Genomic DNA, 11,191 nt, shown 5'->3' on the forward strand with positions numbered 1-11,191 from the left:
CGTTACGCGGGGAGCCATTGATCTAGCGAGGGATTTGAATTGCTGAGATCCGTGGACCCTTTATACAAGGGTTTCTGCCCGGTTTGCGGTGGAGACGTCTCCGCCAGCGAACTAGAGCTTTACGGCTCGTGTAAAAAGTGCTCCAGGAGCAGTCTGACACCCGTACTCAGAGACATAGTGGCAGGCGACCTCGATGATTTCTCAGGTTTCTTCAGTAAGGCCACGAACGGGCTGAGTATATGGGGTGCACAGAGGATATGGTCTAAGAGACTGGTGTCCGGCGAGAACACCGTCCTCATAGCTCCCACCGGCATGGGTAAGACAACACTGCTAATAGTCTACTCCCTTTACGCTGCGAGGAGGGGGAAGAGGGTTGTCTACATTGCGCCGACCCGGGTGCTTCTCACACAGGTCTACAGGAGGATCCTTGACGCAGCCTCAAGGATCGGTTTAGCCGACTCCATGATACTAATGTATGACTCGTCAGCCGGAAAAAAGAAAAGGGAGGAGGCACTCGCCAGGATCAAGCAGGGAGACTACAGGATCCTCGTTGTAACCAATAGCTTCCTCTCAAGGAAAACCGATCTCCTCCTACCGGTTAAACCAGACGTCGTTATAGCTGACGATGTTGACAGCATTGTTAGAAGCGAGAAGAACATAGTGCGGCTACTAAGGATCCTGGGATACACGGATGAAGTCGTTGAGCTCGCCAAGAAAAGGATAAGCTTAATGTGGAGGCTGATGGTTAACCGGGCCTTCAACAGCGAGGAGAAGTACGCTGAGGCCGTGAAGGAGTATATAGAGGTGGACTCAGAGCTGGAGAAAAAACTGGCTGAGACCCCGCGGAGCCAGTTCATAGTGGCCTCGGCGACGGGGCGAATGAAGGGTTTAATGAGCAGGGTTCTAAAGGAGCTCCTCCACGTGGATATCTCAGGGGTAACAATCTACGGGAGAGACGTGACAGACAGCTACCTCCTCATTAAACAAGGGGATTCAGGCAGAGGCGTCGCCGAGCTCATAGAGCGCCTCGGCCCCGGTGGACTAATATATGTGGCGCCACGCCACCCCTTCAAGAAAGAGCTCGAGGAAATCCTTGGAAACGTGTTGAAGACTCTTTCCAGCAAAGGGTACAGGATAGGGGAGGCCACCCCAGGCAACGTCATGAAGCTTGTTAAAGGAGACCTCGACCTCCTCGTTGGCTCCGCAAGCTACTATGGCTCAAGCGTCAGAGGCATCGACGCGCCTGAAGCCATAAGATACGTGGTTTTCATAGGGTCCCCTGTATTCGCAGTGAAGCTTGAAGCACTCCTAGCCAACCCCAACATGATGATACGTGCACTCCTCGAGATAGCGAACCTAGCCGGGGACCCCGGTGCCCGCGGCAAGGCAGCCGACCTGAGGAGACTGGTCTACACGCTGTCGCCAGGCGAACTGAGGCTGGTTAAGCTAGCCCTCTCAGGGAAGATACCTGAGGAAACCCTTTCATCCAGTGAAAGGCTCTCCTCCAGGTATCCTGAGATAAAGAACTATTACGCTGAGACCCTTGCTAAGGTTAAATCAATCCTGGATGAAAGGCACGTCGTGGAAATGGGGTCTATAACACTTGTCTCCGTGGACGGCGACTACCTGGCATTGATACCGGATGTAATGACCTATATACAGGCCAGTGGGAGGACGAGCAGGCTCTACGGGTTGAGGATGACGCATGGATTATCCATAGTAGTCGAGTACGAGCCACTGGCTAACACGGTGAGGGGTCTTGAAGCCAGGCTCAAAGCCATCAACAGGGAGCTGGGCTTCACGGATCTAAGAGGCGTGAACCTCGAGCATGAATTAGAGCTCATTGCATCGACTAGGAGGGGAGGGGGCGCATCCAACGGCCTCAAGTACAGGTCTATCCTGGTAGTCGTCGAGTCGCCCACCAAGGCTAAGACCATAGCGAGGTTCTTCGGGAAGCCTGTGGCTAGGAGGCTGGGGGATGTATCGGTCTACGAGATCCCGGTGAAACTGGGGGATGAAATAGTCCACTTAAACATAATGCCGACCAGAGGCCACATATTCGACCTCACGACGGATAACGAGGGATACTACGGGGTCCTCATCAATGAGGGGGGCGTCAGCCCGGTGTACGAGTCTATAAAGAGGTGTAGGCTGTGCGGCACCCAGTTCACAAGCGGGGAGACGTGTCCTCGCTGCGGTAGCAGGGTTTTCACGGATTCGAAAACCGTTGTAGCTGCTTTAAGGAAGATCGCTGGTGAAGTAGATGAGGTCTACATAGCAACCGACCCGGATATAGAGGGGGAGAAGATAGCTTACGACGTGTACCTAGCCGTCAAATACTATAATGAGAAAATATGGAGGATAGAGCTACATGAGATAACAGTGCAGGAGTTCCTGAAGGCACTGGGCAGTAAGAGAGGCATCAACACGCTGCTTGTCGAAGGAGAAGTCTACAGGAGGGTTCTCGACAGGCTCATCGGCTTCAAGCTCAGCCAGGAGTTGCAATCCATGCATGGATTAAGGTTCCTTGGAGCAGGCCGGGTTCAGACCCCTGTGCTCGGATTAGTCATTGAGAGATACAGGAGCTTCCTTAGGAACAGGTGTAAGAGAGTCAGCTTCAAGCTTGGAGCCCCGTTGAACACCGTCTTCACCATCCTCGTGGACAAGGGCTCGGAGCTACCCAGCAAGCTGAAGGATGCCAGGGTGCTTAAACTCGTTAGAACCAGGAGGGAGGAGGTAGTCGTCTCCCCTAAGCCACCCTACACGACCGACGAGCTACTGGCTGACGCAGCCAGGCTCGGCCTCCCAGCTGGGACAGCAATGATGATCGCGCAGCAGCTCTTCGAAGCCGGGCTCATAACATACCATAGGACGGACAGCCATTACGTGAGCAACACCGGGATAAGCGTGGCAGTAAAGTACATGGAGGAGAAGGGTTTCAGCAGGGTGGCCAGGCCAAGCCACTGGGGATCCCAGGGAACACATGAAGCCATAAGGCCTGTCCACCCCTACGATGTCGACGACCTCCTCAAGGCCATAGCCGAGGGATTGGTCAACGTCGTCATACCTTTAACCGGGCTACACCTGAGGCTCTACGACATGATATTCAAACGGTTCATCTCAAGCCAGATGAAGCCGTTTAAATCGGTTAAATCCACCTTCGCAGTCTACTATGATGGCTTGAAGCTAGGAGAGGTGGAACTACTGACCAGGATAGTTGAAGACGGCTTCAACCTGTTCGAGAAGGTGAAGGTGCACAGTGAGCTTGATGACGTGGAATCCCTTGATGTAAGCGTCGAGGACGTGGTGATCGCTGACTCCAGTAGGATACCGCTCTACACGGAGGGCGAGCTGGTCTCATTGATGAAGCAGCTCGGCCTCGGGAGGCCGAGCACTTATTCCAAGATAATAGAGAACGTGAGGAGGCATGGCTATGTCATAGCCTCAAAGAAGAGGTTGAAGCTTATTCCAACGAAGAGGGGCATGGAGGTCTACGAATACCTGGTGTCAAGGTACCCGGACCTGGTCTCTGTTGAAACCACTAGGAGGCTGGAGGAGTCCATAGATAGAATCGGGAAGGGGGAGGTTGACGCGCGCACACTGTTAACCGAGGTGTGCTCCAGGCTGAATATATGGGGGAAGCCTGTTGAAGGCGCCACTAGTATTTCTTCCTGATCTCTATCGCTATAAAGGGCTTCATCCTCCCCTTGATCCTCTCGCTGCCGATGCCGACTTTAACGAGTTCGACGCTGTCCCCCATTCGCGAGACAAGGGCGTTGTAGAGGTCTACCGCCCTACTTATGTAGGGACCCACCCCTTTCAACACTACTCTTTCACTCCCCTCCTGGAACATTAGGATAACCTCTACAATGTAGTCGTCGAGAGATTTCCTACCCACATTCAGGACTCGCTCAGAACTCACATCATTCACCCTACATAGGAGCTTATCACATGAGAAAGATATATAAGCTTTCACAGTAGCCTCACTGTCCACGCCTCCATAAGAAGCAAAGGGGTAGAACCATTTGTTCCACGGGTGGAGTGCAAGTGGACCCGTATTGTTGATCCATCATGAACCATTTGTTCCAGGGTATGATTGCGAGTGGAGTCCAAGCCGTCTCAAGCGATCCCATGTTCATCCCACCCCTGGAACCAAGGGTTCCGGGGGTGGTGTTCAAGTGAAACCCCTCCTACCAGTCCCCCACCCCTTTGCTTCAACTGGAAATAAATTTTATTGATTCTTCATTGCCTCCTGAGAGAGGAGTAATTGCTTAAGTCAGTTTGTATAATGATTTATTTGTATAATAGCTTTGATCAATCATGGAAACTCGTAATGGTTTATTGGAAATGGAACATGGGATCCGGGATTCCAGTGGAAGGGGAGGGGTGGGGGTGTTCTATTCAGGGTTTATAAGCCGGCAGTCTATTGAAACCTTTGGTTCCACCCCTGGGCTGCCGGTGGAGACCCCTCCACGGTGTTTATAAGGGGTTTACACTAGAGTTTGATACGCGGCCGGGCGCCCCACTCACGCCCCGGAACTGTGACGGGGTGAGGAAACTCCGCACACCCCGTGGCAGTGCGGCCCCGTAAGGGGCACGGGCAGTCCCCGTGGCTACGGCACAGAAACGGTACGGCCACCACTGGATGGCGGTGAAGACGGCCGAGCCCCGGTGACGGGGTTGCCAAGCCGTTGAGGACGGTGGTGGAGGCGTTGAAACGGCCGTCCCGCATGGTGCAAGGCCCGGTCCCGGTGTGAGGGCCACGCGACCGGTGTGGGCCGCATAGACAAATGTGGGGTGAACAGAATGCGGGTTACGGCCCGGCCGCGCTGTATCAGCATGGAGGGCTGGCGGGCCAAAACTCTGAGATCGCTGATTCCAGCTCACCGGGGGTTTTACTCTTCGAGTATGCGTCGAGGAGCTCCTTGTTGAGCTCGTGGAAGGTCTTCATCCACTTATAGAGGCCGAGCAGCCTTGAGTACTCCTCGTGGAAGCCTGTTATGTAGAGTGATGCTGCAACAGCCTCTATGCTTGAAAGTATGCAGGGCTTACCGTAGTTGACAGGGTTGCCTGGTAGTAGTGGAGGCAGCTTCACATGGAGGCCCCTTATACCTGTGAACCTTGAGGGGCTGAGCCTCCTCCAGCTCGCGTCAACCACTAGGATTCCCTGCTGCAATACTGTGTCACGTAGCCATGGGCCAAGGTATTCCTGGGAGTAGGGGTTCAGGACCACTGGCCTGGCTCTAAGCCTCCTAGCGTCGACTAGTGTGGCTAACCCCATTCTAACCATCTTCACCGCAGTGTTCTTCAAGGGGTCGTCCTCACGGTGCAGCAACACGTAGACATGTATGTTCAAAAGGCCGCCTCCCCCACGTACCCCGGCCACGGGATCACTAGTAGGTGGTTCCACCCTTAATATCCCGCATTGACTGACCCCCTCCCCGCCCTAAAGGGGCGAGGGTTCCCTTAGGGCGGATCACCGGTTCCCCGCATCTGTTCGTGGTAACATTTATTATTCCTGTGGACACAATAATAACATGGGGATGGCAATGGCGAAGTCATCGGCCATAATCCTCATTCAGACGGAGATAGGCGCGGAGGCCAAGGTCCTTGACGAACTCTTTAAGATACCCGAGGTGAAGGAGGCCTACGTAGTGTATGGAACCTACGACATAGTCCTGAAGATCGAGGCGGAGGCCCTTGAGAAGATAAGGGAGATAGTCACCAACAAGATAAGGAAGTACCCTGACATAAGGACAACCGTCACAATGATAATCGTGGAGGAGAAGGTGAGGCAGTAGCCGCTTCTTCACGCTTATCCCATTTCTTTTTTTAAGATTTAGGGAGAGGCCTCGTGCCTATCGATGCCTCCATGATTCACCCTGCCTTGCTCTGACCTCCTCCCGCCCTAAAGGGTGAGGCTTCCAGTCGTAATAAGGTATGGGAGGATTAGTGGACCGGCCGGGACTTGAACCCGGGACCTCCGCCTTTCCTCGACCTCGGTGAAGCCTGGAGAGGCCATGCAAGGGCGGCGCTCTTCCAGGCTGAGCTACCGGCCCACCATTATTCACTGTGATTGATAGCCGGGTTTTAAAGGTTTGACGCTACCTTGTGATTTTCGCCTTCGAAAGCTCCTCAAGTACTCCACGTGCTTCTGGATCACTTTCTATACGTCTCCTTATGGGGTCTAGGAGCTTGTTTAACGCGTTGGCTGTAGCCTTCTTCAAGTCTAATGGGTGGATCTCGCCGTTCACATACATTTTCTCCAGGTCAGCGTAGTTTTCAACGATGATGGTTCCCCCGTATTTCTCAGGTCTCTCCACTACTAGCTTGAAGCCCTCCTGCTGGAACAGGAGGTACTTGTTGATCTCCACTATAGGGTTGAATTCCACCGTTCGCGGGGGACAGTAGGCTTTAAGGATTTTGGCTTCAACGGCTTCAGGGCTGTCGTGCACGAATACAGCGGTCTCAGGCTTACTCTTACTCATCTTCACACTGGCTGCCACTTCATCATATTCTCCGCCACCCATTCTCTCGCCGGGTCCCTGCAGCCCTGTTATTATCGGGGTGTGAATTGCCACGGGTTTCCTGCGTCCAAGCCTCTCCGCTATGTCCCTGGTCAACATGTGTGCTTTCCTTTGATCCATTCCCCCTAAAGCTATGTCGAGGTCCAGGTAGAATATGTCGGTTACCTGCATCAAGGGATATATCAGCTTAGAGAAGTCTGTCTCCCCCTCATCCATCCTACGCCCCATTATCGTGAGTGCTCTCCTAACCCTTGCAAGGCTCGTGTGCTTCGCCGCCCTCAGCAGTGTCGCCCAGTAGTCCTTATCGCTCGCCAACTCCTCTGCATCAATGTATTTCACACTGGACTCAGGAACCCCTATGGCGTCCAACACTATCCTCGTGTACCTCGCCGCCTTGCGAATCAACTCCATGTCCCCGCCCAGCTTGTCATTTATGTAGGCGTGCCAGGTTGCTTCGAGAATGTGGAAGTCCACGCCGGCTTTAACGAGATCCCTGACCTTGAACATCCAGACAAGCCATCCTACATGTACGAGTCCACTGGGCTCGAACCCTATGTATCCCCGGGGCCTGGGCTTCTCCTCGAAGACTTTCCTGAGCTCCTCGACTGTTACAACTTCAACCGTGTTCCGTGCGGCGAGGCCGACCTTTACATCTATGTCCATGGGATCACCATGCGGTTTCAAGCAATGAGTATATCTAGCAGTGAAGCAGGATAAAAACACTACCATGGAGCCCGCGGCGAGGGCTTTGAGCAGAGTGGTAGGGGACCCGGGTATGGCTGCATACATGTGAGGAGTGTCCCCCACCCCTAACACTTGTGGTCATCGAGGCCAACGGCTCTCCTCCCACAAGCTCCTCTAGGTGGGAGCGGGGCTGTCACCTAGAACTATCGTGGTGTATACCCTTATATCCCTTCTGGCCTTCCCACCGCTTCAAAAGGCAGTGGCTCCCTGGTGCTTGATTGCAATGGGTGAAAAACTATGGGTATGTGAGGGTTCCACCGGGCTTTAACACCACTACTTTAACCCCTGTCTTGGCTTCGACGAGTCTCTTGAACTCCTCTGGGTCGGCCTGTATCAGTGGGAATGTATTGTAGTGCATTGGTATAGCTATCTTGGGCTTGATTAACTCCACGGCTTTAACGGCTTCACGTATACCCATCGTGAAGTGTCCTCCTATGGGTAGCATGGCTACGTCGGGTCTGTAGAGCTCACCTATCAGGGCCATCTCGCTGAACAGCCCGGTGTCGCCTGCATGGTACACTGTTAGGTCTCTCCCATGTACGATCACACCGGTGGGCGAGCCCCTTGTACTGCTGTGTGTTGCAGGCGTTAACACTACTTCTACATCACTTATCTTAAGTGCTCCGCCAATGTTTCCGCCCACTGCTTTCACGCCTCTTTCCTCAGCGTATAATGCTGTCTCGTATATGCCGATCAACGTGGCCCCCGTGGCCTTCGCCAACTCTATGGCGTTCCCCATGTGGTCTCCGTGATCATGCGTGACGATCACGTAGTCTATCCTCCTATCCCTGTAATCGCCCACCTTCACCGGGCTCAACGGGTTTTCAACCCAGGGGTCGATCAATATGTTTTTAACGGCACCGTCTAGGCCTGTGAGAGTTATCTCGAAGAAGCTGTGGCCGAGGTACTTGATTACACCCATGCCGGGTCACCGGGCTCCACAAGATATCTCTATTGATCGAGGGCTATATATCCTGCCGGCCTCTGAAGAAACTACATGGAAAAAGAGTTAAGGCGATACTCATAGAGGAAGAAAAATCATGTAAAGTCGGCTACGGCTCACTGCTTCCCGCATCTGTTCCGGGTTCGCAGTCGAGAGCCTCGTCCTTTAGGGTGGAGGGTCAACGCAGTGTTAATAAGTGATCTAAGTGATCGCCATTCAACCGGGGTTCATTGACGCCCGGTGGCTGGGCATGCTCTCGGATGACGCGGTCTCCAAGCTGAAGCGGGCTGGATGGATAGCGAGAGTTGTAAGGGAGGAGGCTGCTAAACTAGTGAAGCCGGGTATGAGTCTCCTTGAGGTAGCCGAGCGCGTTGAGGGCAGGATAAGGGAGCTTGGCGGCGAGCCGGCTTTCCCAGTGAACATAGGGGTCAACCATGTTGCAGCCCACTATACTCCTCCACCCGGTGACAGCAGCATTATACCTGACGGATCTATTGTGAAGATTGATCTAGGTGTGCATGTCGACGGCTACATAGCTGACACAGCGACAACTGTTTCATTCAACCCGGCTTACGAAGGGCTTGTTGAGGCATCGCAACGCGCGTTGGAAAGAGTTGTCGAATTCGTGAAGCCCGGGGTCAAGGCGAGCGAGATAGGGAGGATCATAGAGGAGACGATTAAGTCGAGGGGGTTCAACCCCGTGAGAAACCTCAGCGGGCACAGCATAGACCAGTACGTGATACACTCGGGGCTCAGCATACCGAATTACAACGACTTCTTCGCTGGATGGAGGCTGGGACCCGGCGTGTACGCTGTGGAGCCATTCGCCTCAACAGGCGTCGGCCTTGTGTCAGAGGGGAGGAGCGTTACGATATATTCACTTAAAAGGAAGAAGGCCAGGCTACCCCCTGGTGTCGTAGAGGTCTACGAGAAAGTATTCAATGAGAGGAGGACGCTCCCATTTGCCGAGAGATGGCTGTTGAAGTACACTGGTAACCCCCAGATGGCAGTACGCTTCATGGCTAAGGCCGGGGTGCTCCACGAGTACCCGGTGCTGGTTGAGAGGTCCGGGGGATTGGTGTCGCAGTTCGAGCACACGTTCATAGTGACCCAGAGCGACGTCATAGTGACCACTATTTGAAGCCGGCCTTATCACGGGGGTGATCACCCCGGCTAGCCGGGGAGCAAGAAACTTATAAACTCCTCCAGCCCTTGAATTCATTGAGTGATTATATGTGGCAGCCCTGCGTCGATGAAGGTTGCCTCCATACCCGGGGAGCTGGGCGGGGTGGAGCCTGGTTCAGGCTTGTCTACATGTGGATGCAGCCTGGACCCCGGTGCCCTCTATAGTGGAGTGGATGCGCGATGGATGGGGATACGACCTCGCTCATAATACAGGTGATCTGGCTCATACTCTTCTTCCTGATTGTAACCGGGCTTAACCAGAAGATCCAGATGAAGATATGGATCACTGATATACGTATGAAGCTCGGCTTGATCAGCAGCATCGTGGAGGAGGATAAGCAGAGGGCGAAGAACATGTTAAGGAACCTGGGTCTCCAGACACCTGAGGTGCTTGTGGACAGGGTGATAGAGTTCTTCACTATAGAGCCCGTTGAAGTGGAGCCGATAGACATAATAAAGAGAATGGATCACTTGATCCGGACAACCGATACAACCGTCAGGAAGATGGTTGAGTCAAGCCTGCCGCACGTGGGGAAGTATGAGAGAAGCCTCGTGGAGACAACGCTCTCAATAGTTGGAGTACTCCACATGATCTACAAGGTTGTAAGACACTACTTGTTGACTGGTGAAAAAGAGAACAACTGGATACTGATAATGCAGCTACAGTTACAGATGCCCCAGATATTGAAGTATGTGAACACGTATCATGAAGCCCTCGACGCCTTCACAACGGGGAAACCCATAGGCGACGGTGTTGGACCGCTGGTAGCATACAGGCTCATAGAGTCAGGTAAGAAGGTCTCGACAAGGGTGCTCGAGGACACGTCTATCACGGAGCTATGGTATAAGGATAGGAGGATATTCGTCGTGAAAGCCGAGGGACCCGGCAGCAATGTAGGGCATCCAGGAGCCGTTATAAGCAGGCTTGTCGACGAGTTGAACGGTGGGGTAGACCTCATAATCACGGTTGACGCGGCATTGAAGCTTGAGGGGGAGTCAACGGGCTCGATTGCCGAGGGTGTTGGCGCAGCGATAGGTGACCCGGGCCCGGAGAAGATAGCTATAGAGAGGGCTGCCTCAAAGCACGGGATCCCCTTGAGGGCGCTCATAGTTAAGATGGATTTACGTGAAGCCATAACGGTTATGCGTAAGGAGATCTTTGAAAGCGCTGAGACAACACTGAAGTATCTTGAGAAAATCATGGAGGAGCATACTAAGCCGTATTCAACAATAATAGTGGCTGGGATAGGGAACACCATGGGGATACCTGGGTGAGGCAGCCGTGAACCTAGACCCTAACACACTATACAATATATTGATGCTCGCAATAGTGGTAGCCCTAATAGTCTACCTCTACCTTGAGTCCCGCCCCAGGAAGCCTCAGAGAGAGGAGTATGTAACCAGGGTTCTGCTTAAATGCACAAGCTGCGGCTACAGGATTGAAAGGGACTTCGAGGCAGGGGACTTCATAGGGCTTGAGAAAGGCAAGTGCCCTAAGTGTGGTGGTGCAACGAAGATCACGGGTATCTACGCTGTCGAGAAGAGTAAGGTTTTAAAACCCCAGTAATAGATTATGGGACTACGGTGCCCGACCCGGCCATAGTGGCCGGGCAACACCCGGTCTCGTTTCGAACCCGGAAGTTAAGCCGGCCACGTCAGAACGGCCGTGAGGTCCGAGAGGCCTCGCAGCCGTTCTGAGCTGGGATCGGGCACCGCTCCTCTACCCGTGTCAAGGCATCCGTGTATTTAAGCCGGTGTGGAGATAACTGGGCTCTCGTAGACTGGAACCCGG

9 protein-coding genes, 1 tRNA gene, 1 rRNA gene and 1 other RNA gene are annotated in these 11,191 nt (G+C 53.5%); 7 read left to right on the forward strand and 5 right to left on the reverse strand.

Going from position 1 to position 11,191, the window contains the following annotated elements:
• Positions 1-39 precede the first annotated feature (39 nt).
• Positions 40-3,675 carry a reverse gyrase gene (rgy, locus tag DESMU_RS06230; RefSeq protein WP_013562745.1) on the forward strand — a complete coding sequence of 1,212 codons (3,636 nt, stop codon included), beginning with the start codon at positions 40-42 and terminating at the stop codon, positions 3,673-3,675.
• Here rgy and DESMU_RS06235 read toward each other — a convergent pair.
• Complete coding sequence (locus DESMU_RS06235; RefSeq protein WP_013562746.1) at positions 3,659-3,922, reverse strand: DNA-binding protein; 264 nt, start codon at positions 3,920-3,922, stop codon at positions 3,659-3,661. The genes rgy and DESMU_RS06235 overlap by 17 nt on opposite strands.
• A gap of 587 nt (positions 3,923-4,509) precedes the next feature.
• On the opposite strand from DESMU_RS06235, the gene rnpB reads away from it, so the two are divergent.
• An RNA gene (rnpB, locus tag DESMU_RS07005) (RNase P RNA component) lies at positions 4,510-4,828 on the forward strand.
• A 6-nt stretch (positions 4,829-4,834) separates the two neighbouring features.
• Here the strand turns inward: rnpB and DESMU_RS06240 are convergent.
• Positions 4,835-5,386, reverse strand: coding sequence for a DUF367 family protein (locus tag DESMU_RS06240; protein WP_245526434.1), 552 nt, complete (start codon positions 5,384-5,386; stop codon positions 4,835-4,837).
• A gap of 163 nt (positions 5,387-5,549) precedes the next feature.
• Between DESMU_RS06240 and DESMU_RS06245 the strand changes: the two genes are divergently transcribed.
• Positions 5,550-5,801: an Lrp/AsnC ligand binding domain-containing protein gene (locus tag DESMU_RS06245; protein ID WP_048078572.1), complete on the forward strand. Its 252-nt coding sequence runs from the start codon at positions 5,550-5,552 to the stop codon at positions 5,799-5,801.
• A gap of 152 nt (positions 5,802-5,953) precedes the next feature.
• On the opposite strand, the gene DESMU_RS06250 is transcribed toward DESMU_RS06245, so the two are convergent.
• The 3 genes from DESMU_RS06250 to DESMU_RS06260 all read right to left on the reverse strand — a co-directional run bounded on the left by DESMU_RS06250 (position 5,954) and on the right by DESMU_RS06260 (position 8,193).
• Positions 5,954-6,059: transfer RNA gene (locus tag DESMU_RS06250), tRNA-Ala, on the reverse strand.
• A 45-nt stretch (positions 6,060-6,104) separates the two neighbouring features.
• Complete coding sequence (locus tag DESMU_RS06255) at positions 6,105-7,190, reverse strand: tyrosine--tRNA ligase (protein ID WP_013562749.1); 1,086 nt, start codon at positions 7,188-7,190, stop codon at positions 6,105-6,107.
• A gap of 316 nt (positions 7,191-7,506) precedes the next feature.
• Positions 7,507-8,193 (reverse strand): metal-dependent hydrolase, encoded by a 687-nt coding sequence (locus tag DESMU_RS06260; protein ID WP_013562750.1) that lies wholly within the window; start codon positions 8,191-8,193, stop codon positions 7,507-7,509.
• A 271-nt stretch (positions 8,194-8,464) separates the two neighbouring features.
• Here DESMU_RS06260 and map point away from each other — a divergent pair, with 271 nt between their 5' ends.
• The 4 genes from map (at position 8,465) to rrf (ending at position 11,107) form a co-directional block, all read left to right on the forward strand.
• Positions 8,465-9,355: a type II methionyl aminopeptidase gene (gene map / locus DESMU_RS06265; RefSeq protein WP_013562751.1), complete on the forward strand. Its 891-nt coding sequence runs from the start codon at positions 8,465-8,467 to the stop codon at positions 9,353-9,355.
• A 224-nt stretch (positions 9,356-9,579) separates the two neighbouring features.
• Positions 9,580-10,674 (forward strand): DUF1512 domain-containing protein, encoded by a 1,095-nt coding sequence (locus tag DESMU_RS06270; RefSeq protein WP_013562752.1) that lies wholly within the window; start codon positions 9,580-9,582, stop codon positions 10,672-10,674.
• A gap of 7 nt (positions 10,675-10,681) precedes the next feature.
• A complete protein-coding gene (locus DESMU_RS06275; protein ID WP_013562753.1) occupies positions 10,682-10,966 on the forward strand; it encodes a hypothetical protein in 285 nt (94 codons plus the stop codon).
• A 22-nt stretch (positions 10,967-10,988) separates the two neighbouring features.
• A 5S ribosomal RNA gene (rrf, locus tag DESMU_RS06280) occupies positions 10,989-11,107 on the forward strand.
• Positions 11,108-11,191: the final 84 nt, after the last annotated feature.

The sequence above is a fragment of the Desulfurococcus mucosus DSM 2162 genome, from assembly GCF_000186365.1.
Taxonomy (GTDB): Archaea; Thermoproteota; Thermoprotei_A; order Sulfolobales; family Desulfurococcaceae; genus Desulfurococcus; species Desulfurococcus mucosus.